Raw genomic sequence first — 25,717 nt, forward strand, 5'->3', positions numbered from 1 at the left:
AGTTGCCTTGATAATCCCGCTTGATATCTTGATGATTAAGTTATTGTTACGCCTTCCCAAGATTATTTTGGTTATATTTCTTTACGAATTTATAACTTTAATAAGCCAGTTAGGAGTTGTTTTTACCTGGAATTACGTCCTCGGTGTTTCAACTACCGATTTAGTCACCTCTCCTTTAATACGTATTCTTTACCCCACGTCAGTCTTCGTCCCTGTCACAATTCTCGCGTGCATCAGCCACCGGAAACACTGGCGGGTTTCTATGGACACAAGCAGGTTTAAGGTCCCGACGGCAGCCATATTGCCCATTGTAATCCAGGTTATTTTGTTGGGCGCCGTAATAAACGAATTCTTTTTCGGTTCACGTTTTGACGAGGCGACGCGCACAACCGAGGCCGTTATCTTTGCCATGCTTATAGCGGCCTTGGTATCCTCATCGTTCATATTCTGGCGGATTCTTCAGTTTTCTGAACGCGAAGCGGCGGTAACCGCGCAGGAGGCCCTCGCCGCGGAAATGCGGAAGCAAATAGACACCGTCCGAAAACAACGCCATGATTTCATCAACCATGTCCAGATTATGCAGGCGCTTTTGTCCGAAAACCGCTTTACCGAACTATCGTCTTTTGTCGATGCCATAGATAAAGATATACATAAAGTACATAAAGTATTATAATCAGAGAGGCTTTATATTAAAAAAAATACAAAACGAAAAGGATGAGTTCTTTGAGAAAGCTAATAATCGTCGGGACGCTTGTTGTTTTAACTCTCATAATGGTTGGCGCCGCTTGCGCGCTTGCCGCAAAACCTATCAAGCTGATCGTTGACGGCGAAAACGTGTCTGTCCAGCCGCCGCCTTCTATGATTTCCAGTCGTGTATTTGTACCCATCCGGTTTGTGGCGGAGACCCTGGGTGCTGAAGTTTATTGGGATGCCGGTAATACAGCGGTTGTTGTGAACCAGGGCAATAGAGCCGGCATGTATTTAAAAGGCCGAAACGATCCTCTCGCCGCGGACCAGGGGATAGGCGGGAATTTCATCAGTTCGCAGGAGTTGAAGGACATCCTTGATGACGATAATGACCGTGATCTTGCCGATTTCCGGGATGGTCACAACGGCGGCGACCTTGCCGGAAACGACCCGCTGGTTATTGACCTTCGAGCCGAGGCGGATTACGAGGCGGGACATATTCCCACCGCGGTGTGGGTCGACGCGGCCGAAAACATGTCCGACGCACAAAACGTGAAGGCCCTGAAAGACTTGCTCCAGGAGCACGTTGACAAAGGCGGAAAAAGTGAGATCGTGCTTTACTGCTATACCGGCAATTCGTCCGGTCTGGTTTGCGGCGTCCTGGGAGCCATGGGCTTAAACGTTAGAAATATGCGGTTCGGGTACGATATCGCCTGGGCGGGCACAAAGTCCGCCGACCGTGCCGTACGCGCGACGATCGAGGACAAGGACGGCAACACGCGCACCTGCGGCGGGTGAGGAAGCTAGTAAACCGTACCTTCGGCGAAGGTATAAAAAAGCCCGTTTTGCGCCTCGAAAGGCAGCGAAACGGGCTTTTTATTTTCTTTCAAACAGTGCCCTTCAACGTCCCATGCGCTGTTCGGTGCAGTTTAGGAGGCGTTTGATGTTCCCGCGGTGCTTGTAGACGGCTACAGCGGCCGCAAGAGCGCCGAATAACACATAACTCCAATGATAGCCGAAAAATGCTATCGTCACCGGAAGACTGGCGGCGGCGATGATTGAAGACAGAGAAACGTACCGGGTCAGGAACAGGACCAGCCCCCAGATGCCAAAACTGACGAGCGCGGCCTTCCAGGTAAGCATGATGAAGACGCCGAGCGCGGTGGCCACTATTTTACCACCTTTGAAGCCCAGGAAGACAGACCAGCTGTGGCCGAGCAGCGCGCAAGCGGCGGCGGCAACCGCCGGCCATTCACCGTACAGGCTGCCGATATAGACGGAAAGCACTCCTTTACCCATGTCTCCGGCAAAGGCCAGAAGACCGAGCGCGGGTCCAAAAGTCCGCCAGACGTTGGTCGCCCCGATGTTGCCGCTGCCGTGCCGGAAGATATCTATGCCCTTGGCGCGTCCGATAAGGTAACCGGTCGGAAGTGAACCGATTATATAACCGAGCAGCGCGACCGCAATTATTTCCACAACATCACCCCGTTCAAGGTTCAACGTTCAACGTTCACGGGTCAAGGTTTAAATTTCAATGTTAAGGAACCGGAGGCAAGGCAACAGTTTACAGTATTAATTCTTATCCGGTTTTCTTCTTCTTTTAAACGCAAAACGGACAGGTGTTCCGGTGAAGTTGTAGGCTGTCCGGACCTGGTTCTCCAGGTAACGCCGGTAAGAGAAATGTACAAGCCCGGGATTGTTAACGTAAAACAGAAAAACTGGCGGGTTCTCCCCTACCTGCGTAACATAATCCACATCCAAACGCTTCCCCTTTACCGGCGGCGGCGGATTTCGCAGAAGAGCTTCTTCCAATAAGGCGTTTAATTCGTTGGACGGAATACGGCGATGGGCGTTGATGAACGCCTTGTTGACTGCTTCAAATAATTCTACTACTCCCTGTCCCGTCGTGGCGGTGGTAAAAACAGACGGAGCGTAGGAGATAAAGTCAAGATCTTCCTTGAGATTCGCCCGGTAAAGCGCTTTGTCTTTCTTGTCTTCCGGCACCAGATCCCACTTGTTGATCGCAATAACTACCGCCCTGCCGAGTTCTTCCGCCATTCCGGCGATGCGCTTGTCTTGAGCGGTCACCCCTTCCTCCGCGTCGATAACGATTACAGCGACCTCCGCTCTCGCAACCGATTTTTGCGCTCGTATCACGCTGTACCGTTCGACAGGAAGGTCAATCTTGCCTTTCCGGCGGATACCGGCGGTATCGATCAGGATATAATTCCGTTCACCGAACTTGAACGGTGTGTCCGTCGAGTCCCGGGTCGTACCCGGTACATCCGTGACAATAACCCTTTCTTCACCCAGAATGGCGTTGACCAGCGATGACTTGCCGACGTTGGGACGCCCGATAATCGCCACATGGACGGCCGTTTTTTCAGCGGTTGGAGATTTCATAGGAAGATTTGCCACCAATTCGTCCAGCAGGTCACCGGTGTTGAGTCCCTGAGTTGCCGAAACCGGAATAGGTTCACCCATACCGAGACGGTAATAATCGCCCATCGCCGGGGGCTGGTCGAAACGGTCAACCTTGTTGACCACCAGCAGCACCGGCTTTCCTGAACGCCGCAGGATATCGGCTACGGCTTCATCTTCCGGTAACACACCGGACTGTGCATCGACCATAAAGAGAACGACGTCCGCTTCCTGGAGCGCCTGCTGAACCTGGCGTCTGATCGCGGTTTGCATCACATCCGTGGCTTGATCCGCCACACCGCCGGTGTCTACAAGAACGAAGAGCCGCCCGTTCCACTCGGCTTCGCGGTAGATTCTGTCTCTCGTCACACCCGGTTCGGGTTGCACAATAGCTACCCTCCCCCCTACCAGACGGTTGAAAAGAGTGGATTTACCTACGTTCGGCCGACCTATTACCGCGACCACCGCTCTACCGTCCATTCAGTTCCTCCGTTTTTAGGTTCGAAGTTTAAAAGTTCAACGTGCAACGTTCAAGGTTCTAAGTTAAAGATCGAAAGTAAAAGGAAAAATTCAAGGCGACGTTCAACTATCATGTCTTCTTAAGTATACCATATTATCAAGTTTTATACGTTTCACAGGATTCAAGGTTCAAGGTTCTAAGTTCAACGTGCTGGCTAATACTGCGTGAATTTACTGCCTGTTCAAGGTTCAAAGCTAGGTTCTAAGTTAAGGAACCAGAATAAAGAAGGTTCAGGGGGGAAGTTATCTCTTTTTCTGCCGCCGCAAGAGTTTAAGACGCAGGGCTTTTATGAGGTCGTTAGGGCTGTCGGCAGGTATTACGGGACACCCTGCTGCCGCCTTGAGCGTGCCCAGGGTTAAGCCGTCCAGGAACAGGGTTTCTTCTTTCAAAGCCACGGAGGGGATTAAGACCCGGTCGGGCTTAGGGATGCCCTCCAGGGTTTGTAGAATGTCCCGTCCCGTAAGAAGCCCTGCAACCGTCACGCTCGGTCCGAAAAAACGGTTGTTTACCGGAACAAGGTCCACATGTAATCCCCTAATAAGGTTTAATCGGGCGGCAACCGGCCTCAACGCTTTTTCGGCCATAACTCCGGTTATAATCACCACCCGCTGCGGTGTGGTTTCCGGCGGCAGTCTTTTTTCAATCGCCCGCCACGGACCAAGGAACCTTCGCACAAGGCCGACCCCGTTCTCCAGTTGGGGAAAGCCTTCATAGTCCCGCGTTGGGGGAACATGTCTTCCGGAAAGGATGTAGAACTCGTCGGCCGCATATACTACTCTGCTTTTCAGACTTTTCAAACATTCCCTCTGGTGACGCGACACCATGTCGAGAACCTGCGCCGCTTCTCTCGGGTTCACGGAGCGCAGGGGAAAAAGGTCCTGCCGGTGATGAGTCAGCCCCACCGGCACGATCGCCACCGAGCGTACGGACGGATGCAAAGATACAAGGTCCGCGACCGTCCTTTCTAGCTCTTCCCCGTCGTTCAGACCCGGGCAGAGCACTACTTGTGTATGCAGGGCGATCCCCCCGGCGGCAAGAAGGCGGAGTTGATCGTAAATCCTGCCCGCCCTGGGGTTTCCCATCATTTCGGCGCGCAATTCAGAATTTGTAGTGTGTACCGAGACGTAAAGAGGGCTTAACCGCTGGGTGACAATGCGTTTCAGGTCTGCCCGGGTGCAGTTGCTCAGGGTAACGAAATTGCCTTCCCAAAAGGATAGACGGTAGTCATCGTCCTTAAAACGGAGGGTTGTGCGCAATCCGGGAGGCTGCTGGTCGACGAAACAAAAAAGACAGCGATTGCTGCAGCGGCGGATACGGCCAAAGGGCTCGGAGAAACCGAGGCCCAAAACGTCCGCCGTGTTACCGAATGACTCCGCTTGGAACTGGTGTCCGTCCCGCTGTAAGGTGAGAAGCGGCGCTTCTGCGGCCAAAAAAAAGTAGTAATCGATTATGTCTCTTACCGGCTTGCCGTCAATCGCCAAAAGCCTGTCCCCGGGCTGAACTCCGAGCCTTGAAGCGGCGCTGTCCCAGGCGACCGTCTTGATTACCAAGCCTTTCATTATAACGCCAAAAACCCCCCGCTGAGTCGTTTTCCTGTTCTACAATTATCTTCCCCCCTGTATTTCCCGTCAAGACTGAAGTTCAACGTACAAGCTCCAGTTCAAGGTTTACGGTTCATGGTTTAACGTACAACGTTAAAAGTAAAAGAAAGGGGCAAAGGCTCTAAATTAAGAAAAGTGGAAACACTATAGAAAAGTCAAAGGTCCTTAGAGGCAATTTTAAGAAAATAGTCATATCGTTTAAACACAGCCCGGTGGAAAAGCAGGCGGCCGAACGACCAACCGGGACGCGCCAGGACCCAGGCGAGGGCTATCCCGGCTGAACCCGGAATCCCGTCAACTGCCCGCAGATGCCACCCTTCCTCCTGCCGGTACAGCTTACCCCGCGCCTGAAAAAAAAGGTGAACCAGTTTCGGATCGGCGTTACACCAAAAAGCATAAACCTTCGTACCTGTATCATCGGTCCCATAATAAACAAAAGCCCTCCGCAAATTAATGAGCGGCAGGCTTAACAGCTCTGTCGCCTTGAAGGATTCCTCACACGGTAATCGTCCCGTTCTGATGGCCGCCGCGACTGCGGCGAGAGGAAGACCCTGAGCGTTGTAGTAAACAAGTCTCACTCCTCCCTCACTTCCGTTTTCACCTGGTAGACCAGATCCTTGACGAACGGATACCCGCGGCGTATTCCCGCAAACACGAGAGGCCTCCCAAGACGAGGCCGTTTCAGGCGACGGGAGATGAATCCACCGACTTTCAATATAAAAGGAAAACACGGCAAAGTGTTGACAATCACCGCTCGCAAACCGTTTTCGATTTGTTCTCCGAACACAAGTTGAAGGGCTTCTGTATCCCGGCCGCGTCCGATGATGTAAACGCGGTTACCGCATTCATCAATACCGTAAAAATAGAGTTTGCCCCGGTCTCTACCGTCCTGAGTATCAAAGTAAGGTAGGGTGAAGGAAGATTTTTCGTCCGGCGGCCGTTTTTCGTATAAGAGACCGGTATGCAGTGCCGCAGCGATAACGGAAGAGTGTGTTCCCCCGAAGCAGTGATAAACTATGTGCATCCGTGTTATTCGTCTCGTCTGCCGGTTCCGCGTCCGGGAAAAACGCCTGTTTCACGGCGCCAGAAACCGGTCAACCGTTCCCAGGCTTTTGTCCAACCCCCGGCGCTTACAACGAGGAAGGTGCCGGCGACGATAAAGACGGCAAAGAGAATCCAGGCGAAGGCGCGCCATGCTCCCGGACTTTTCGCGTTTTTACCGGTGATCGGTTCAGTCATATCCGGAAAACCGGGGCCGGGGTTTGCAAGGCCCAGCACAACCGGGACCGCGTCGGCCAAAAGGCCGACACCCCGTTCCGCTTCCTGTCTGGTAAGGGTGTGCGTCCCGCATTCCAATAGCAAAGCCGTCGAAAGAAGGTCCTGGTTGAACGTTCCAGCCGCGAGGAATATCCCCTTTACCGTGCCGGGATGGACGCGGTTGGCGTATGTCATGAGACGTTTTGCAAAGTCAAGGTTGGCGGAGCTTTTGGGATTGTGGCGTCCGACTACCAGACGCACCTGCCCGATGGACATGCCCGAAACCTGCTGGCGGTAAAAATCCGGGTCGGGGATGCCGTCGCGGTGAACGTCCATAAGGGCTATCGGGTTCGACCGCAGAAGGCGCACCGCGGTTTTTCTCGAACGGATATACGCGGAAGCGTCGTGCGGGTCATGAGGCGTCCGGTCGTGTACCGTGCGGGTGCCGGCGCCGCGCAGTTCATCCGCAAGCCGGGTGCCTACTTTCATAATCCCCCCGCGATAAGGGATAAAGGGCGTACCGTCGGTGGGAACGTAGGACTCGTCGCTGTGCGTGTGATAAATCCCGATGTCCCGGCCTTCACCGAAAACGCCCGCAGGCACGGCCGTCCGGTTAAAGTATTCGTCCCAGGCAAGGATGTCCCGGTCGATACCGAGTAATCTTGAACGGGCGATTTTACCGGTTAAACCTTCAACCCTGTAGCGTTTGCCTTCGGCCGTAATTATCTCATCGCCGGGGGTTACCGACCGTGCGGTGTAATCGATTATCTGCTTTCCTTCATCAACAACCGTATAGAAATTGCCCGGTTTGAGTTCATCTTCACGGTCGCCGAAAATAACTGCATAGGTAGGCAGTGAGGTGCTTTTTGCGGTAAAGACGCCGACTGCCATACCGGCAAGAATTATCGTATATCCGATAAGAACCCTAACGTTGGTTTTTCGGGCCATTTCTACCGCTCCTTTCACGTCCAGAACCATCAGGGGATTGCAGGTTTCCCAGAAGACTTTCGGAACGTCCTTCTTTGGATGGTCCTCCCTGCGCTCTCTCCCGGACTTCCCCGATTATTTCGGCGATAAGAACGGCGAAAATACCGGCCAGCACGGTAACGTCGAAAATACCTCCCCCACCGATATCCACTCTTTGCGGCGCGTTCAACGCGACTACCCTGAAATAATGTAAAACATCCCCGAGAAGCACGCCGAGGGTTGCGGCGATAAAGGCGCCGCGCCGGGAGCGGCCGGCCAGGTACCCGACGATTCCGGCGATGACGGGATAAAGGTACAGCGGTTCTATGAAAGCGTACCTGCCCGCGGGTTCCTGTATCCCCCGCATCAGGTACGTTCCGGTGGCGTACACCAGGATGCCGGTGACGACCGCACCCCATAGAGAGCGTGAGACCTCCCGCCGCGTACCCGCATTGGAAAGAAGGTAGACGGTCAGTCCTACGGGAACCAGGGCGCCGCCGACGTTAATCGAAACGGGTGCCGTTCTGCCGCCGAGAGGGATATCGATAAAACTCCCGATAATGAGCGCGGCAATGACCATCAGGGCGGCCCTGTCCGTAAGGCGTAACCGGTCCAGAACCCGGTGTCCCAATCCCAAGTAGATCAGGACCGAAAGAATTAACAGCGCCAAAAAACCGATTGGAAACCTGTCCATGCAACGGCTCCTTTTTAATAAAAGCTCTACGTTCTATGTTTGGGAATAAAGAGGCAAGTTATACGTCGGAAGAACGAAGTTCAACATTCGCAAGCGGGGAATAACGTAACCATTCAGCCATTTAGTGTTTCGCTGACGGTTCGTAAGTCTATACCAAAAAAACAAACGCCGCCCTTAAGGCAGCGCCGGTTGCGTAACTAAAAGAAAATATTATAAATTCCAATATGCTTGATTAATTAAGATAAACCTGTTTTATGGAATTAGTTACTCATCTTCGTTTTCTCCAGTTGTTTCCATTCCTTCGGATTCAGACGGTGTTTGCTCCGTCGGATCGACGGACTCCGGATCTGCGGTGACCGTTTCGGAAGTTTCCTCTTCCCCTTCCTGTTCTGCCGGTGATGCGTCATCCCCGCTTTGTCTGGTTGCTTCGCGCAAGGAAAGCCGGAGCCGCTTTCCCACGGGATCTATGCTCAAAACCCTGACGGAGATAACTTCGCCCTCACTTAATACGTCTTCCGGCTTGGGCACATGCCAGTCGGCGAAGTGCGAAATATGCACAAGCCCTTCCACACCGGGTTCAAGCTCCACGAATGCGCCGAAAGGAACCAGACGTATCACCTTGGACTCTACAAGGCTGCCTACCGGGTATTTTGAGGCAATGTTGTCCCAAGGGTTGGGAATGACCTGTTTTCTTGAAAGGCTGATCTTTTCGTTCTCCCGGTCTATCTTGATTACCTGCACTTCTACCTCGTCGTCGATCTTGAGAATTTCCGAGGGATGATTTACCCTGTGCCAGGCCATCTCTGAAACATGGAGCAGGCCGTCGATACCACCGATGTCGATGAAGGCGCCAAAAGAGGTCAAGCGCCGTACGACCCCCTTAACTACCGTCCCTTCTTCAAGCGAATCAAGGGTTTCTTTCCGTCGTTTTTGGTAGTCTTCATCGAGTACAACCTTGCGGGAAAGCACCACCTTTTTGCGTGAGCGGTTCAACTCAATGATTTTGGCGGATAATTTCTGTCCGACGTATTTTGAAAGGTCTTCAACGTATCCCCGATCCACCAGCGAAGCCGGAAGGAAAGCCCGCACCCCGAGGTCGACGATGAGGCCTCCTTTGACGACTTCACGAACCGCTCCTTCAACGCTTGTGCCGTTTTCAAAAGACTCCTGGAGTGTTTCCCAGGCTTTCTCCGCCTCGGCGCGTCCTTTGGAGAGTATTATCCTCCCCTCGCTGTCTTCCGCTTTAACCACCCAAACATCTATCTTATCCCCAACGCTGACCACTTCGTCCGGGGAGCTTATATCGAAACAGGATAACTCACGGAGCGGGATCACTCCTTCCGATTTGGCCCCTACATCAACCAGAACCTCGTCCTGGTTGACTTCGACAATTACACCTTTGACCATCTCCCCGCTGCGGAGGGTTTTTACCTCCATTGCCTGCATTTCCTCGCTGGCACTTGTTTCCCCGAGTTCACTCATTCGTCTTTCTACCTCCTCGATAATCCAATCAGGCGTGGATGCTCCGGCAGTAAGCCCTGCGACCTGCACTCCGTTGAACCATTCCTTCTTAAGTTCGGAGGCGGTCTCAATCTGGTAAGTCGGCGTGCCTGTTTCAAGACAGAGTCGCTTCAGCTTCTGGGTGTTAGCGCTCTCGTACCCGCCGACGACCACCATAACCTCAACCTGGCGCGCCAATTCGAGCGCGGCCTGCTGCCTCTCCGCTACAGCGTGGCAGATGGTGCTGAAGACTTGGACTTCCGGATAAATTCCGCCCTGCGAATCGCCTTCAGGGCCGTTTTCATCAACCTTGTTAACAACGCCCGTGGCGGTGCGTTCCTTAAGCACCTCGACCACCGCTTCGAAATTCTTTGGTGTCTGCGTTGTTTGGGCGATCACTCCCAGACGCGGAAGATCGGGCAGCATTGCGGCTTCTTCCGGATTTTCGACCACTTTTGCCCGGCCACAGGTCCACCCTACGATACCTCGTACTTCCGGGTGTTTGCGGTCGCCTACCACCACCACTGTATATCCCTGCCCGGTCAGGTCTTTGGCGAGTTGTTGCGCTCGCGCGACAAACGGGCAGGTAGCATCTATCACCTTTAACCCCAATTCTTGGACGGCCGCGAGAACTTCGGGTTCCACCCCATGGGACCGTATTATCAGAGTCCCCTTATCTGCGGCCGCCAACTCTTCAATTACCTGAATCCCTTTACCCGCCAGGAAACCGACCACTTGAGGGTTATGAATCAAAGGACCCAACGTGTAAAGAGGCCCGGTATTCTCCGCACGTGCTTTAAGCGCCAGTTCAATCGCTCTTTTAACGCCGAAACAAAAACCCGCCCAAGAGGCTCTCTTGATTTCCATCTACTCGAAACCCGCTCCTGTCAACGCTGCGATCGACGCCATGATCTTCTCACTGCCTGCCGCCATTTCTTCCTTTGAAGGCTTCCCGCCTTCCGCTCTCAGGAAAAAAGGCTTTCCCACCCGCACTTGTATCCTGCCGAAGATTCCGCGGGTTCCTATAAGCCCTACCGGGACAAGAGGAACCGCAGCTCTAAAAGCCAAAAAGGCCGTACCCGGTTGAGCGGGTAAAAGTCCTGTGTTATGATTACGCCTGCCTTCGGGGAAAACCCCCACAACACGCCCGCGCATAAGATAATCAAGTGACGTCCTAAATGCCGCCCGGTCAAAAGATTCACGTTTGACCGGGAAGGCGCCCACCAAACCAAGGATTGCGCCGAAAACCGGAATCCTGAAAAGCTCTTCCTTGGCCATAAAGTGCACACGACGCGGAAGTGCCGCGCCTAAAACCGGCGGGTCCCAATAACTCTGATGGTTTGCCACGACGATCACCCCTCCCTCCGGAGGGATGTTTTCCGATCCGACCACCTTCCACCGCCTGAGAACAGGGAGTATAATCCTGAGTACCACCCACGCAAACCAGTAGAGCACGCCGCTTAACCTCCGCGCACCAACGCGAAAATCATTTCCACCACCTCTTCCGGGTTCTTCCCGGTGGTGTCGATAACCATCGCATCCGGCGCCGGGACAAGCGGCGCGATTTCTCGTGAGCTATCCTGAGTATCGCGGCTTTCGATTTCTTGAAGCTGCTCCGCAGGGGTAATCTTGTGACCCTGAGTGGAGGCTTCCAGAAAGCGCCGCCTTGCCCGTTCCTCAACGGTTGCCGTAATAAAAAATTTGTATTCGGCGTTCGGCAAAACGACCGTGCCGATGTCGCGCCCCTCCATTACAACGCCGCCAGAGAGAGCCATTGTTCGCTGCTTTGCCGTAAGGTGTTTTCTTACCCCGGGCACCTTCGCAACCAGGGATACAGTCCGCGATATTTCTGGAGACCGTATTTCCCTGCTGGCGTCGTAACCGTTCACATAAATCTTGTTTTCCTCGTTTTCTGTGAGACAGAACCCAAAATTCATCGTTTCGGCAAGGCGTGAGAGAGACTCCGTGTCTTCAGGATTTACTGCCGCTTTTAGCGCCGCATACGCCACGGCGCGGTACATAGCTCCGGTATCCACGTATTTATAGCCGAGATGTCTTGCCAGCTTTTTTGCCACGGTGCTTTTGCCTGCACCCGCCGGTCCATCAATAGCGATACGCAATCCACAGTCTGTCCTTTCCTGCTAACGTGGTTTGAATTCGACATTGCGGGCTAATTTCCTTTTTTTAAAACTATTATTATAAGGCCGGAAGGGGGTCCGGACGGGGTCGCCACCGGTTTAAAAGCCGGTGCGGGAAGACGGATTGAAATATCAGGAGCTCCGAGGTGGTGGCACATTCTTCCCAAGAGGCCGTTGCAAGACTTCGCCTGTCTGTTTCACAGAAGTCGGATGCAGGATGTTGGAAGTCGGGTATGTCGCAAAACGCTCCTGGAAACTGGAAGTGCGAACCACCTATAATTCACGGCATCCGGCGCCTTGAAGCCGTCGTCATCTTGCTGACGGTTAAGGTGTTTTCAAGACTCTCCCGGCAAGTAAGGTTTCAACCGTACCGGTATCGGGGAAGTAGTGTGTGAACGTTTAAGCCTCTAATTCCGGAAGGACTTTAACGCTTAAAAAATTTTACAGTGCTGTGTCTTACCCCGGAACGCTCAACCCCTGAATCACTTTTGTGAATCCCGGGAAGGAGACATCGATAGAGTCCGCCCCCGAGATGATTGTCCTTCCCTCCGCGGCCATACCAGCCACCGTGAGCGCCATAGCCACCCGGTGGTCCGCGTGGCTTCCGACGTTAGCGCCGTGTAAATGACCGCCGCCTTCGATAACCAGGCCGTCGGGCAATTCCCGAATCTTCGCCCCCATGCGTCCGAGCTCGTCCGCCATTACCTGCAGGCGGTTGGATTCCTTGAATTTCAGTTCGGCGGCGTCTTTAATAACGGTGCGGCCTGCCGCGTATGCCGCCGCCACGGCCAGAACGGGAATCTCGTCAATCATACGCGGGATAAGTTTACCGCCTATCTCCGTACCGGCCAGCGGCGAAGAAAACACGGTGATGTCCCCGAAAGGTTCTCCTCCCGACGAACCTGTGCCGGCGACTTGCATTCTTGCCCCCATAGCCTTGAGCGCGTCCAGGATGCCGGTGCGTGTCGGGTTGAGACCGACCCCTTTTATTTTAATCTCTGCGTCCGGGACTATACAGGCGGCCACGAGCAGGAAAGCGGCCGAAGAAATATCCCCGGGGACGTAGACATCTTTGGCTTTCAGAAACGGTCGTCCCATAACGGTCACGGTAAGGCCGTTTCGGTTTACCTCGGCCCCGAAGTGCTCCAGCATCCGTTCCGTATGGTCGCGGGAAAGCGCCGGTTCGGTGACTCTTGTTTCCCCGTCGGCGTAAAGCCCGGCCAGGAGGATGGCGGATTTGACCTGGGCGCTGGCCACGGGAGTGTTGTATTCCAAGGGGCGCAAATTTCCCCCTCTAACCGCCAGGGGCGCGAGCTCACCGTCTCCACGGCCCATAATTGCGGCGCCCATGGATCGCAGAGGGCTTGTCACCCGGCCCATCGGGCGCCGACGAAGGCTTGCGTCTCCCGTGACGACGCTGAAAAAGGGTTGTCCGGACAGTATGCCGAGAATGAGCCGGGTTGTGGTCCCGGAATTTTTCGCGTCAAGGACATCCGAAGGCTCTCGAAGTCCGTATAACCCTTTTCCCAACACCCTGACCTTTGCGGGAGCAAACTTTTCCACTTCCACGCCCATGCTCTTAAAACATGCCAGAGTGGCCAGGCAGTCCTCACCCTCGAGAAAGTTTTCCACGACCGTCTCGCCCTCGGCTATACCGCCAAGCATCAACGCCCGGTGGGATATTGACTTGTCGCCGGGAACCTTGACCTCGCCTTTAAGGGATCTAACAGGCCGGATGTTGAGTTCCAAAGTAAAGCACCTCGTTTTAAGGTTCAACGTTTAAGGTTCAACGTTCAAGGTTTAAGGTTCACGGTTCAAAAAGCGTGTTGAAAAAAATAATCCGCAGGAAGATACCCAACAGCTTTCGTCGGATGGGACTTAGGAAAAGTCCCGGAGTCCGCTGAAAACAAGCATGACGCGGAAGGCGATGCCGGGTGAGTTTTAGACTTACTTTCTTACTCCTGACTTATAACGTAGAACGGACTTCTAAGACTATCCGTCCAAGCTGTCACCGCTTCCTGGTTTCGATCCCGGCGTTTCGCAGGAGTATTACCGCATCCTCCTGATCGACGGACCGGGCGAAGCCGAGTCTTATAGTGCCCCCTTCGCCTTCACGGACCCTGAGGATTTCGATGTCACAGATGTTTATCCCGGCGTTTCCAAGAATACCGGCCAGACCCGCGATGATCCCCGGTTTATCGGGCACCGTGACCACTATCTCGCAGAGTTCGGGGAGGTACCCCTTGCTCTTGGCCGGTACCACACGTCTCAGTGACTGCGCCTTTGTCAGCCAATCCTCGAGTCCTGCGGCATCGCCGGACCTGATGAGCGCTGTCAAATCAGCTATCGAGGAGTCGAATCGATCAAGCATATCAAGGATCGTATCGGCGTTCGACAAAATAATATCGCGCCACATGACGGGGTCACCCGCCGCCACCCGGGTGGTGTCGCGAAAACCGCCGGCGGCGAAAGGCAGTACCGCTTCCCGTTCCGGCAGGTCGGAAACGGTGTTTGCCAGCGCGGCGGCAACACAATGTGGGAGGTGGCTTACTGTGGCCACATATAGATCGTGGGATTCGGGGGAAAGCTCGACGACACGGGCCCCCACCGACATCGCGAGGTCGCGGATTTGCGCGAGCGGTTCCGGCCGGGTTTTCGGCGTGGTCGTCAGAATATAGTAGGCGTTCTCAAAAAGGTAGGGATCCGCGCCCTTTACACCGGTTATCTCCGAGCCGGCCATCGGGTGGCCTCCTACGAAGTAAAAACCGCGGGTTTCGGCGAGCGGTTCAAGCGCCCTTACCACAGCGGCTTTGGTGCTCCCCACATCCGTGACGGTCGTTCCGGCTTCGAGATACGGGCTGATTTCTGAAACAACGGGTATTATCGCACTGACGGGGGTCGCCACAACAACCACAGAAGCCTCGGTCACTCCCCGGCGGAGGTCGGTGGTGGTCTTATCGACCGCGCCCACCTCAACCGCCAATCGAAGGTTGTCCTCGTTCCGACCGACCCCGATCACTTCCGCCGCAAGGCCCAGCCGTTTAACGGCCATTCCGAGTGAACCGCCGATTAGACCGACTCCTATTATCGTAATCCTTTCTAACAAGTTCCGTCCTCCCACCGTGGGTAAGATCCTAAAACTTTAAAAAATTTGCTCAGTTCCTGTATCTCTCCCAAGGCTTGCGCCACCAAGGGGTCTTCCAAATGGCCTTCGCAGTCCACAAAAAATATATAATGCCCGATGCTTCGGCGGGCCGGGCGCGATTCGATCTTTGTGAGATTAATACCGCGGTTGGCAAAAAAACCAAGAGCTTCGTAAAGCGTGCCGGGACGGTCCCGGACCAGGGAAAAAGCCACGGAAGTCTTATCTTTCCCCGTTTGCTTCACCGGACACCGCCCTAACACCACGAAACGGGTTTCGTTATCTATGGTATCCTGAACCGCACGCGCCACAACCGCAAGCCCGAAGTGCTCCGCTGCTTTTTCCGTGCCGATGGCCGCCCAGGGCTCGCCCGATGAAGCGACGAGGCGCGCCGCTTCGGCCGTGCTGGTGGTCGGCTCCCGGAAGGCATGCGGGAGCTTACTTTCCAAGTATTCCCTGCACTGCGCCAGGGCGTGAGGATGTGAAAGGACGCGGGTAATGTCCTTTAATCCCGGCCGTGCGAGGAGGTGATGCATCACCGGGAGGACAACCTCTCCGGTAATAAGTGCGTTGTCGTCCCTGATAAGAAGGTCGAGGGTGATGTTGACGCTGCCTTCCACGGAATTCTCCGCCGGTATGACGGCAGCGTCGATTTCCCCGGAGGATACGGACTTTATCAACTCCGGGATTTCGCTGTACGGTATGCCCTCATAACCTTTTCCGGTAAAAAAGCAGGCCATAGCCTGCTCGGTGAAGGTGCCGGTGGGACCGAGAAAACCTACCTTCATTGATACTGCCGCTCCTGGTCTGTCGTTTTCGGGCATCACAGGATACCGCTCACGAACCGTTTCCGGCACACGTGCTCCTATGACGCCGCACTTGTCTTTGCTCCTGTTTTTCAAGTTTCAACGCATTGCTTTAAACAAACCGGCCTTTCTCTTAAAGCGGTTTCCATAGTGCTTGTGGAAACCGGCGTTACAGTTTCTTTCCCATTGCGTTAGCTATCTGCCGCAAATCCTTCATCATAGCCTCAAAATTATCCGGCGTGAGCGACTGTGCACCGTCGCAGAGCGCCTCCGCGGGGTTCTTGTGCACCTCCACTATCAGACCGTCGGCTCCCGCCGCAATCGCCGCCCGGGACATAGGGGCTACGAACTTCCAGCGCCCGATACCGTGACTCGGGTCCACGACCACCGGTAGATGGGAGAGGTATTTCACTATCGGCACGGCGGAAAGGTCCAGCGTGTTCCGGGTGTACGTTTCAAAGCTGCGGATCCCCCGTTCACACAAAATAACATTTGAATTTCCGCCGGACAGGACATACTCCGCGGCCATCAACCACTCTTCAATGGTGGCCGAGATACCCCTTTTCAATAATATGGGCTTGTTCACTATTCCTATTTCTTTGAGCAGATCAAAGTTCTGCATATTGCGGGTTCCTACCTGTATGATGTCCGCATATCCCGCCACAATCGGAAGGGTACGGATATCCATTACTTCGGTCACTATTTTCAGGCCAAACCGTTCCCTGGCTTCGGCAAGGATTTTCAAACCTTCTTCCCCCATACCCTGGAAGGCGTACGGTGAAGTGCGGGGTTTGAAGGCGCCCCCGCGCAAAATGGTGGCCCCTGAAAGGGCGACCTTTTCCGCAGTGGTCAGGAGTTGTTCCCGGCTTTCAACGGCACAGGGTCCCGCCATGACGTGAATCCTTTCCCCGCCGATTTCGAGATCTCCGACGCGGACCACCGTGCGTTCCGCCCGGAAAGAGCGGCTGGCCATCTTGTACGGCTGCAGGATGGGTATCACTTCTTCCACCCCCGGTAATGCCTCGATGGCGATTCCGCCTAAACGCATCTTATCGCCTATGAGTCCGATAATAGTTTTCTCCTCACCGCGTGATAAATGAGTCTTAAGACCCGCCGCTTCAAGCCGCTTGACTACTCCCTGGATATCTTCCTCGGCGGCGTTATCCGCCATAACAACGATCATGGTATTACCTCCAAAACCGCAAGTTATGTAACTGTTCAGGCACCCTGTATGGCACGGCGGATAGGCTGCGCAAAGTTTTGTCGGCGCCACCGGCCGGATGCTCACGTACGTTTCGTGTACGCTTCGCTCCGTCCGGCGTCGTCCTTCGCGCTCTGCTTGCATCTCGCCGTGCTCCGTCAGCGAAGCATTAATGGCTGACGTTATCCTGTAAGAACCTTATCCAACGCCTCGATAAAACGGGCGTTCTGCGTAGGGGTTCCAACGGTCACTCTCAAGTGGGTCGGCAAACCGAATCCGCCGCGAATGATGACACCTTGTTTCAGCATCCGGAAGAAAACGTCTTTTTCGTCGCGGCCCGCGTCAAAGAAAATAAAGTTCGCTTCCGTGGGAACGTAATAAATGCCCCGGGCGGTAAAGGCTTCATAAATGTATTTTTTCCCGCCTTCGTTTATTTGCCGCGTCAGCGCCACGAAATCTTCATCCGTTAAAGCCGCCAGGGCTGCTTCCTGCGCCAGGGCGTTCACGTTGAACGGCTCCCGGACGCGGTTGAGATATTCGATCAGCGAAGGCGGCCCTACGCCGTAACCGACGCGGAGGCCCGCCAGGCCGTACATTTTAGAAAAAGTGCGTAAGACAACGACGTTCAGGCTCTTTTTTAGGTAGTTAAGCCCGTCCGGATAATCCGGGCTGGTGACATACTCGTAGTAAGCCTCGTCAAAAACGACGACCGTTCCGGGTGGGGTCCGCTCCAGCAAGGAAGCGACCTCTTCCCTGCCGGCTATGGCGCCGGTGGGGTTGTTCGGATTACAGAGGTAAATCATCTTGGTCCTGGGTGTCAGCCGACGGGCCATCTCTTCGATGTTCATGCGGAAGTTTATCAACGGCACTTCCACCGGAACAGCCCCCATAAGCCGGGCCAACGGTTCATAACGGGGAAAACTCGGTACCGGCATTATCACCTCGTCACCGGGTTCCAGCAGCGCCAGCGAGAGCATCTGCACCAGTTCGTTGGAGCCGTTGCCGACCATAATCGCCGCCGGGTCGACGCCGAGACGCGCCGCCAGCGCATGACGCAGACGGTACGAGCTGCCGTCGGGGTAAAGGTTGATCTCTCCCGCAGCCGCGGCAATTGCCGCAATCGCCTTGGGTGAAGGCCCCAGCGGGTTTTCGTTGGAAGCCAGCTTTATGACGTCTTCCAGCCCAAGTTCCCTTTTTACCTCTTCAATCGGTTTGCCCGGCTGGTATACAGCCAGGGTATCCAGACAATCGCGCACCTTGATTTCCATAAAACCTCACCTTTGGGTTTTTGAACATATTATCACATCTAAAATCGTTTTTCCAGGTTCAACGTGCAAGGTTCAAAGTTCAAAGTTAAGGAACAAGGGACGGGGTTCAAGATTCAACGTTGAACGGACCTTAAATCATAGCCAATTGAGCTTGCGCGCGTAACGCCGAACTGACTCAGCGGTCCATCGGCTCAAGCTTTTACAAGCGCCGACTTCAATTCCGATGTGAGTTTTTCCACCTCCCCGAAGGCTCCCTGACCGATAATGTTAACGATTGCGCTGCCCACTACGACCGCGTCACAGAAGGAAGCTATCTTTAACGCTGATTCCGGGCCCGAAACGCCGAAACCGATCGTCACCGGAAGGTTTGCATAGGTGCGGACCATGCTGCTTAACCCCTCAAGGTCGGTCTCGATTTCCCGGCGCATTCCGGTAACACCCGTAACCGCGACGCAGTATATAAAACCCCGCGCGCGCGAGCAGATGGCGGCTACCCTTTCCGGCGTGCTGGTGGGCGCAACCAGCGGTATTAAATCGAGCCCGCAGCGGTCGGCATATTCTTGCAGCGGTCGGCTCTCCTCATAAGGAAGGTCCGGGATGATCAAACCGTCAACCCCGGCATCGACCGCGTGCCGGCAGAAAACTTCAAGCCCATACTGGTACACCGGATTGTAATAGGTCATCAGCACGAGGGGAATTTCCGTTTCCCGGCGGACCTCCCTCGTCATTCTGAGAACGCCGCTTACGGTGGTCCCGCCGGCAAGAGCCCTGTTCGAAGCAGCCTGTATGACCGGGCCGTCGGCCATGGGGTCGGAGAAGGGGATGCCGATCTCGATGATGTCGGCGCCGGCCCGGGCCATAACCAGGATCAACTCAAACGTCTTTTCGAGGCTGGGATCTCCACCCGTAAGATAGGTTATAAGGCCCTTTTCCCGCCGGGCCTGTAGTTTTTCGAATGCGCTTTTAATCCGGCTCACGCTATCACCCCCTTTACCTGGGCCACGGTCTCCACGTCCTTGTCGCCTCTTCCGGAGAGGTTCACAACGATGATGGTCTCCCGCGGCAGATTCGGCGCCAGGCGAACTACCTCGGCTATGGCGTGGGCGCTTTCAAGCGCCGGGAGTATCCCCTCCGTTTTGGCCAGCAATTCGAAGGCTTCAAGCGCCTCGGTGTCCGTGGCGCTGGCATAGGTTACCCTCCCGGTCTCTTTCAGGTAGGCGTGCTCCGGTCCGACACCCGGGTAATCGAGACCGGCGGAAATGGAATGCACCGGGCTTATCTGTCCGTCGGGATCCTGGATGATGTAGCTCATCGATCCGTGCAAAACCCCGGGGCGTCCGCGGGTCAGCGTGGCCGCGTGCCGTTCGGTCCTTAGTCCCTCGCCAGCGGCTTCCACTCCTACCAACCGGACACCGGGGTCGTTGAGGAAGGGGTAAAATATCCCCATGGAATTGGATCCGCCGCCTACACAGGCCACGATGATGTCCGGCAGCCGTCCGGCGGCGCGCAGGGTTTGTTCGCGGGTTTCCCTCCCTATCACCGCCTGGAAGTCCCGGACCATCATCGGGTACGGATGCGGTCCGGCTACCGAACCGATGAGGTAGTAGGTGGTCCCGACGTTGGTGACCCAGTCGCGGATTGCTTCGTTCATGGCGTCCTTAAGAGTTTTACTACCTGCGCCGACCGGGATCACCCGCGCTCCCAAAAGCTCCATCCGAATTACGTTAAGACGCTGCCGGACAATGTCCTCCTCCCCCATATAGACGGCGCATTCGAAACCTAACAGCGCCGCGGCGGTGGCTGTTGCCACGCCGTGCTGCCCGGCGCCGGTTTCCGCGATCAACCGCCGTTTCCCCATCTTCTGGGCAAGAAGAGCCTGCCCGATCGTGTTGTTAATCTTGTGGGCGCCCGTATGGTTCAAATCCTCGCGTTTAAGATAAACCGTTGCGCCTCCCAGTCTTGCGGAAAGCCGCGCGGCGTAATAAAGAGGACTTGGACGGCCTACATAGTGTTCGAAGTACCAGGCCAGTTCTTTACCAAAATCTGGGTCTTTCAGAGATGCGGCGTAAGCATCGATAAGCTCCTCGATCGCCGGCATCAGCGTTTCCGGAACAAAACGTCCACCGAACGAGCCGAAGTAGCCACGCGGATCAGGTAACATATGGTAGACCTCCTTAAAAATATATCAACCGCCAAGACGCCAAGTTTTGTAGTTTTGTAGAAAGCCGTTTCCGGCAGCTATCCCAATTTTTCAGTTGCCCCGTTCAGTTTCCTCTGTGTCCTCTGTGACTCTGTGGTGATACCTTCAAGCTCTTCCCTTTGCTTGCGCGATAAACTGCAGTACCTTCGCTTTATCTTTTCTGCCGTCGGTTTCCACCCCGCTTGAAACATCGACCGCATAAGGCCGGACCGATCGCACCGCCGCCGCCACATTCTCCGGATTAAGCCCGCCGGCGAGGATAAAGGGCGCCGGAAACCTCTTTCCGGCAAGCACCTTCCAGTCGAAGGATTCACCGGTGCCCCCGGTCTTTCCGGGGATATAAGTGTCAAGCAGGATTGCGTTCACCGGGTAAGCGTCAAACGCTCGAAAATCCTCTCCGGATACCACGGATAAATCCGGTCCGGTTCCGTCCTGCACCGTTTCGCGCCGCACGCCGAAGGCTTTTATCACCCGCAGGCCGAGCCGCCGGCAGTAATCAGGCGGTTCCGCGCCGTGCAGTTGCACTGCGTCCAGATGGCAGAACGCCGCTACCTCCCGCACTGTTTTTACCTGCTCGTTTACGAAGACCCCTACCGTCGTTACGAAAGGCGGCAGTTTTGCAATGATTTCCCGCGCCGTCTCCGGGGTTATGCGGCGCCGACTCGGCGCGAAAACGAACCCGATGGCATCCGCCCCCGCGTCAGCAGCCGCTTTAGCCGTTTCAAGGTCCTGAAAACCGCAGATCTTCACCCTGGCGGTGTGCGCCGGGATTATTAAATTATCCATCCCCGCATCCCTCATGAGCGGCATCCCAATCTACCCTTCCATCAACCGGCCACCAGCCGCTATTCTCCGCCTGCTTCAACTAGTTCCTGAAGTTTGGCGCCGATGTCGGCGGCGGACATCAGCGCCTCGCCGATCAGTACGGCATCCACCCCGTTATCTTTCAGGGTGCGTATCGCGGCAGCAGAACTGATCCCGCTCTCGCTTACCGTCACTACTTCCGGCGGGACCATGCGCCTTAGGCGCAGGGTTGTTTCAATATCGGTCTGAAAAGTGCTTAAATCACGGTTGTTAATCCCGATAATCCTGGCCCCGGCTTCCACCGCCCGCTCGACTTCCGACTCGTCGTGAACCTCGACCAGACACTCGATCCCGATGTTCCGTGAAAAGCCCAGTAACTCCTTTAATTCCCGTAACGTTAAAATCCTTGTGATTAACAATATCGCGTCGGCGCCGAGCGCCTTTGCCTCCAGAACCTGGTACGGGTCCACAATAAAATCTTTGCGCAGTACGGGTAAACGCACTTCTGACCGCACCATTCCGAGAAAATCCAGGTCGCCCTGAAAAAACCGTTTGTCCGTAAGGACCGAAATCGCCGACGCTCCCGCCGCGGCGTAGGTGCGCGCCGTCTCAGCAGGATCGGCGTCGGGCCTGATGGGACCCTTTGATGGAGAGGCGCGCTTTATCTCGGCGATTACCGCCACCCTTCCCGATACCCGGAGGTTGACCCCGAAGCCGCGCGCCGGTGGGGCGGATGCGGCCATTTGTTCGAGCTGCGCAAGGGAACGCGCCCTTTTGCTTGCTTCGATCTCCATGCGCTTGTGTCCGATGATTTGGTCCAGCATCAGTTGATCCTCTTGGAGGCCGCCGCAAACGTCCGGTATCCGGCCTCATGTTTTGGATTTCGATTCCGAAACGATTCTTTTTAGCCGCTTCCTGCAGCTTCTTGTATTTTCGCGTTTGGAAAACCGTTTGGTTCTTCTAACTGCCGGCAGTATTGTTCTTGGTCCACGCGATATATTCTTCCATCTTTTCAAAGGCGGCGCCGGACTTAATCACGCCGCGGGCCATTCCCATACCTTCGGCGATGCTGCCGGCCCTGCCCGCCGCCACCAGGGCGAGTGCCGCGTTAAGCGCCACCGTGTCAGTCTTCGGGCCGGTGTCTCCCTGCAATACCTTACGGGTTATGACGGCGTTTTCGTCCACCGTGCCCCCGCGGAGGTCTTGGATTAAGCATCGCGGGACCCCGTAAACCGCCGGGTCGAATTCTCCGTGCTGAACGGAGCCGTTGCTTACCTCGGCGTATACGACCCTGCCGATGGGGGAAACTTCGTCCAGACCTCCCGCTCCGTGAACAACGAAGGCTCGCTCAACATCCAGGAGGGAAAGCACATCCGCCACCAGGCCTAAAAGTTCGGGCGTGTATACCCCGAGCACCTGTATACGGGCGCCGGCAGGATTACACAGCGGGCCGAGTATATTGAACACCGTGCGAAGGCCAAGTTCGCGTCTGGGGCCCGCGGCGTACTTCATCGCCGGGTGGCATACCGGCGCAAAGAAAAAACCGAACCCGATCTCGTCGAGGCAGCGTCCGGCAACGTCCGGATGCACATCTATTTTTGCCCCGAGCGCCTCAAGCACGTCCGCGCTTCCGGCGCTGCTCGAGACCGAGCGATTCCCGTGTTTGGCGACCGGAACACCGCAGGCGGCAACCACAAAGGCGGCGGTGGTGGAGATGTTGAAGGTATGTGTGCCGTCTCCGCCCGTGCCGCATGTGTCGACCAGTTGGGGGTGTCTGGAAACATAGCCCACCGCTTTCTCCCGCATTGCCCGGGCAAAGCCCGCTACCTCGTCCGCCGTTTCGCCCTTGACCCTTAATGCTATGAGAAAACCGCCGATTTGCGCCGGTGTAACCTCGCCGCTCATTATCATTCCCATCGCCGCCTGCGCCTGTTCGGAGGGCAGGTCCTCTTTCGCCACCACCCTCGCCAGCGTTTCTTTAAACAATCCTATCCCTCCCCCAAAGACAAAAAATTTCTTAACAGGTCCTTACCGTATTCCGTAAGGATGGATTCAGGATGAAACTGCACTCCTTCAACCAAGTGTTGCCGGTGACGGACGCCCATTATCTCCCCCTCTTCCGTCCTGGCGCTGACCTCCAATGATTCCGGAAGGTCTTCAGGCGATACGATTAACGAGTGATATCGGGTGGCGGTAAAGGGTGACGGTATTCCTCTGAAAACCGAACGTCCGTCGTGGTGAACCGGCGACGTCTTCCCGTGCATCAGACGTTCCGCCCGGACGACACGGCCGCCGAAAGCCTGACCGATCGCCTGGTGTCCCAGGCAAACTCCCAAGATAGGAATACGGCCGGTAAACCTACCGATGACATCGAGGCAGATCCCCGCTTCATTCGGTGTGCACGGCCCGGGCGAAAGCACTATATGTGAAGGGTTTAAAGACTCAATTTCCCCGGTTGTAACGGCGTCGTTGCGGAACACCTCAACCTCGGCGCCGATTTCGGCCAGGTACTGGACCAGGTTGTAAGTGAAAGAATCGTAATTGTCGACCATTAAAACCAGCGGAATCACCTCCCTATCTCGTAGTGCTGCTTTCAGTGGGCGCGGCGATAAGCAACGCATTGCTGCGTCAGCCCGGCGGAGCCGAATCCTCACGTACGCACCCAGTACGCTCCGGTTCGTCTCCGCCGGTCTTCCTTGCACTGCATTACTTCTCACCGCGTTCCGCTTTTGTTACGTTACTGCTTCTAAGTAACCAGCTTAAGGGTCTTCATTTTCATCCTCCGATTGTACCACCGTAAGATGCAAAGGTGGGTGGACCTTTGGGGTCTCACTCGGTGGGCACAGCCCACCCCACAACTCTGAGGACTGAGGACTGTCGACTGAGGACTCGACCCGTGACTCGTGACTTTTACGTTCCCCCCTGCAGCGTCATCAGAAGCGCTCGCGCCTTATTGATTGTTTCGGCGTATTCCCGCTCCCTGTCGGAATCTGCGACGATTCCCGCTCCGGCCTGCACGTAAGCCTTTCCCTCGCGAAAGACTATGGTGCGTATAGTGATGCAGGTGTCGAGGTTGCCGGTGAAGCTGAAATAACCGACCGCCCCTGCGTAAATACCCCGCCGGTTGGGTTCCAACTCTTCTATAATCTCCATCGCCCTGACCTTGGGCGCCCCGGAAACGGTACCCGCCGGGAAGGAAGCCGTGAGTGCGCTGAGGGCGGTGCATTGGGGCGAAAGCTGCCCCTGAACCTCGGAAACGATGTGAATAACATGCGAATATTTCTCGACGTTCATAAATTCCGTCAGCCGTACGGTTCCGGGCAATGATACCCGGCCGAGATCGTTCCTGCCGAGGTCCACCAGCATGATGTGTTCCGCCCGTTCTTTGGGATCGGCAAGGAGTTCCTCCGACAGAAGGCGGTCTTCCCCGGCGTCTTTGCCGCGCGGACGCGTTCCGGCGATCGGCCTTGTCCTAATGATCCCGTCTTCCACCCGGATCAACATCTCCGGGGAAGAGCCTACGACGACTGAATTCCCGAAATCCAAATAGTAAAGATACGGGGACGGGTTTATTGTCCGCAGACGCCGGTAAACCTCAAAGGCGTCACCGGAAAAAGTTTGGGAAAAACGCTGTGAAAGAACGACTTGAAGGATGTCTCCCGCTCTGATGTATTCCTTAGCACGATCAACCGCGTCCAGGAAAGCCTCTTTTTCCATGTTGGCCGCCACCGGAGAATTCGTGTTTGGAGGCGGAATCTCCCAGTTCATGGAGACCGGTTCTTTCAGCCCGGCGATGATGTTCTTGATGCGCGCTTTCGCCTCTTCGTAGGAAAGCGCCGGATCGCTGCCAGGCCGGGTATTTACGACAACCGCCAGACGCCGGCGGACATGATCGAAAATCAAAATGATTTTCGTAAATATCAGGTGACAGTCGTCTACGCCGGTATCGTCGACGGTCGCCTGAGGGAGTCGTTCGATGTGACGAACCAGGTCATACCCGAAGTAACCCACGCCGCCGCCGTAGAACCGCGGCAATCCTTCCAGCCGCGGACCCCGAAGTTTCGCGAAAATTCCCGGAAGCACCTCAAGAGGTGAGCTTTTTGTCAAGACCTCTGTCTTCCCGTCCATGGTTATCGAAACGTTGTCACCTTGCGACCGGAAGTCAAGAAACGGGTCAAAGCCGATGAAGCTATATCGTCCGAGAAACTCTCCGCCGGAAACGCTTTCAAGCAAGAACGACGGGCACTGACCCAACTTCTTAAAAGCCGCGATTGGTGTTTCCAGGTCGGCTACCACCTCTTCGTAAACAGGGACCACATCGAACTCGGCGCTCAGATTTAGGTATTCTTTTAGGGTTGGTTGAACCAATCTCCTTGTTCTCTCCTCTCAAAAAACAGTTACCGTTCGGCGTATTCAGCCTGGCGCGGCGATGAGCCGCATGCTGTTTGCGCAAAAACCTTTATTTGCCGTCCCTGCAAAGGCCTTTCCTTTTTGCATGGACCGCACCCTGAA

The 25,717-nt window shown here is 55.2% G+C and carries 24 protein-coding genes; 2 read left to right on the plus strand and 22 right to left on the minus strand.

Annotation, left to right across the window (positions count from 1 at the left end; all coding sequences use genetic code 11):
* Positions 1-673 (plus strand): Spo0B domain-containing protein (locus AB1500_10870; GenBank protein MEW6183654.1); only part of this gene is annotated, 673 nt, incomplete at its 5' end.
* A 50-nt stretch (positions 674-723) separates the two neighbouring features.
* Positions 724-1,485, plus strand: coding sequence for a rhodanese-like domain-containing protein (locus tag AB1500_10875; GenBank protein MEW6183655.1), 762 nt, complete (start codon positions 724-726; stop codon positions 1,483-1,485).
* A 102-nt stretch (positions 1,486-1,587) separates the two neighbouring features.
* Here AB1500_10875 and plsY read toward each other — a convergent pair whose 3' ends face one another.
* The 22 genes from plsY to trpE form a co-directional block, all read right to left on the minus strand.
* On the minus strand, positions 1,588-2,163 hold the full coding sequence (gene plsY / locus AB1500_10880) for a glycerol-3-phosphate 1-O-acyltransferase PlsY (GenBank protein MEW6183656.1): 576 nt from the start codon (positions 2,161-2,163) through the stop codon (positions 1,588-1,590).
* Between the two features lie 96 nt (positions 2,164-2,259).
* Complete coding sequence (der, locus tag AB1500_10885; GenBank protein ID MEW6183657.1) at positions 2,260-3,588, minus strand: ribosome biogenesis GTPase Der; 1,329 nt, start codon at positions 3,586-3,588, stop codon at positions 2,260-2,262.
* Between the two features lie 282 nt (positions 3,589-3,870).
* A complete protein-coding gene (locus AB1500_10890) occupies positions 3,871-5,187 on the minus strand; it encodes a DUF512 domain-containing protein (GenBank protein ID MEW6183658.1) in 1,317 nt (438 codons plus the stop codon).
* A gap of 197 nt (positions 5,188-5,384) precedes the next feature.
* The gene (locus AB1500_10895) at positions 5,385-5,807 is read right to left on the minus strand and encodes a DUF3189 family protein (GenBank protein ID MEW6183659.1); all 423 of its coding nucleotides are present in this window, start codon (positions 5,805-5,807) and stop codon (positions 5,385-5,387) included.
* Positions 5,804-6,253, minus strand: a complete 450-nt coding sequence (locus AB1500_10900) for a DUF3189 family protein (GenBank protein MEW6183660.1) — start codon at positions 6,251-6,253, stop codon at positions 5,804-5,806. The genes AB1500_10895 and AB1500_10900 overlap by 4 nt, the downstream gene beginning before the upstream one ends.
* 5 nt (positions 6,254-6,258) lie before the next feature.
* Positions 6,259-7,434, minus strand: a complete 1,176-nt coding sequence (gene spoIIP / locus AB1500_10905) for a stage II sporulation protein P (GenBank protein MEW6183661.1) — start codon at positions 7,432-7,434, stop codon at positions 6,259-6,261.
* The gene (locus AB1500_10910; GenBank protein ID MEW6183662.1) at positions 7,412-8,146 is read right to left on the minus strand and encodes a DUF1614 domain-containing protein; all 735 of its coding nucleotides are present in this window, start codon (positions 8,144-8,146) and stop codon (positions 7,412-7,414) included. The genes spoIIP and AB1500_10910 overlap by 23 nt, the downstream gene beginning before the upstream one ends.
* 264 nt (positions 8,147-8,410) lie before the next feature.
* Positions 8,411-10,513: a bifunctional 4-hydroxy-3-methylbut-2-enyl diphosphate reductase/30S ribosomal protein S1 gene (locus tag AB1500_10915; protein MEW6183663.1), complete on the minus strand. Its 2,103-nt coding sequence runs from the start codon at positions 10,511-10,513 to the stop codon at positions 8,411-8,413.
* A complete protein-coding gene (locus AB1500_10920) occupies positions 10,514-11,101 on the minus strand; it encodes a lysophospholipid acyltransferase family protein (GenBank protein MEW6183664.1) in 588 nt (195 codons plus the stop codon).
* Positions 11,102-11,106: 5 nt separating this feature from the next.
* Complete coding sequence (cmk, locus tag AB1500_10925; GenBank protein MEW6183665.1) at positions 11,107-11,766, minus strand: (d)CMP kinase; 660 nt, start codon at positions 11,764-11,766, stop codon at positions 11,107-11,109.
* A gap of 474 nt (positions 11,767-12,240) precedes the next feature.
* On the minus strand, positions 12,241-13,533 hold the full coding sequence (aroA, locus tag AB1500_10930; GenBank protein ID MEW6183666.1) for a 3-phosphoshikimate 1-carboxyvinyltransferase: 1,293 nt from the start codon (positions 13,531-13,533) through the stop codon (positions 12,241-12,243).
* A 259-nt stretch (positions 13,534-13,792) separates the two neighbouring features.
* On the minus strand, positions 13,793-14,890 hold the full coding sequence (locus AB1500_10935) for a prephenate dehydrogenase (GenBank protein ID MEW6183667.1): 1,098 nt from the start codon (positions 14,888-14,890) through the stop codon (positions 13,793-13,795).
* Positions 14,884-15,714 (minus strand): prephenate dehydratase, encoded by an 831-nt coding sequence (gene pheA, locus AB1500_10940; protein MEW6183668.1) that lies wholly within the window; start codon positions 15,712-15,714, stop codon positions 14,884-14,886. The genes AB1500_10935 and pheA overlap by 7 nt, the downstream gene beginning before the upstream one ends.
* Positions 15,715-15,901: 187 nt before the next feature.
* Positions 15,902-16,915 (minus strand): 3-deoxy-7-phosphoheptulonate synthase, encoded by a 1,014-nt coding sequence (aroF, locus tag AB1500_10945; GenBank protein MEW6183669.1) that lies wholly within the window; start codon positions 16,913-16,915, stop codon positions 15,902-15,904.
* Between the two features lie 200 nt (positions 16,916-17,115).
* A complete protein-coding gene (gene hisC, locus AB1500_10950; protein MEW6183670.1) occupies positions 17,116-18,201 on the minus strand; it encodes a histidinol-phosphate transaminase in 1,086 nt (361 codons plus the stop codon).
* A gap of 191 nt (positions 18,202-18,392) precedes the next feature.
* Complete coding sequence (gene trpA / locus AB1500_10955) at positions 18,393-19,178, minus strand: tryptophan synthase subunit alpha (GenBank protein ID MEW6183671.1); 786 nt, start codon at positions 19,176-19,178, stop codon at positions 18,393-18,395.
* Entirely contained in the window at positions 19,175-20,362 is a 1,188-nt protein-coding gene (gene trpB / locus AB1500_10960) for a tryptophan synthase subunit beta (protein ID MEW6183672.1), read from the minus strand. Before trpB ends, trpA begins: the two co-directional genes overlap by 4 nt.
* Positions 20,363-20,506: 144 nt before the next feature.
* Positions 20,507-21,211, minus strand: coding sequence for a phosphoribosylanthranilate isomerase (locus tag AB1500_10965; GenBank protein ID MEW6183673.1), 705 nt, complete (start codon positions 21,209-21,211; stop codon positions 20,507-20,509).
* Between the two features lie 35 nt (positions 21,212-21,246).
* Positions 21,247-22,029 (minus strand): indole-3-glycerol phosphate synthase TrpC, encoded by a 783-nt coding sequence (trpC, locus tag AB1500_10970; protein ID MEW6183674.1) that lies wholly within the window; start codon positions 22,027-22,029, stop codon positions 21,247-21,249.
* A gap of 136 nt (positions 22,030-22,165) precedes the next feature.
* Positions 22,166-23,191, minus strand: coding sequence for an anthranilate phosphoribosyltransferase (trpD, locus tag AB1500_10975; GenBank protein ID MEW6183675.1), 1,026 nt, complete (start codon positions 23,189-23,191; stop codon positions 22,166-22,168).
* Between the two features lie 2 nt (positions 23,192-23,193).
* Positions 23,194-23,766, minus strand: a complete 573-nt coding sequence (locus AB1500_10980; GenBank protein ID MEW6183676.1) for an aminodeoxychorismate/anthranilate synthase component II — start codon at positions 23,764-23,766, stop codon at positions 23,194-23,196.
* 349 nt (positions 23,767-24,115) lie between these two features.
* Positions 24,116-25,573, minus strand: coding sequence for an anthranilate synthase component I (trpE, locus tag AB1500_10985; GenBank protein ID MEW6183677.1), 1,458 nt, complete (start codon positions 25,571-25,573; stop codon positions 24,116-24,118).
* Positions 25,574-25,717: the final 144 nt, after the last annotated feature.

It is taken from the genome of Bacillota bacterium (assembly GCA_040755295.1).
In the GTDB taxonomy this organism is placed as follows: domain Bacteria; phylum Bacillota; class Desulfotomaculia; order Desulfotomaculales; family Ammonificaceae; genus SURF-55.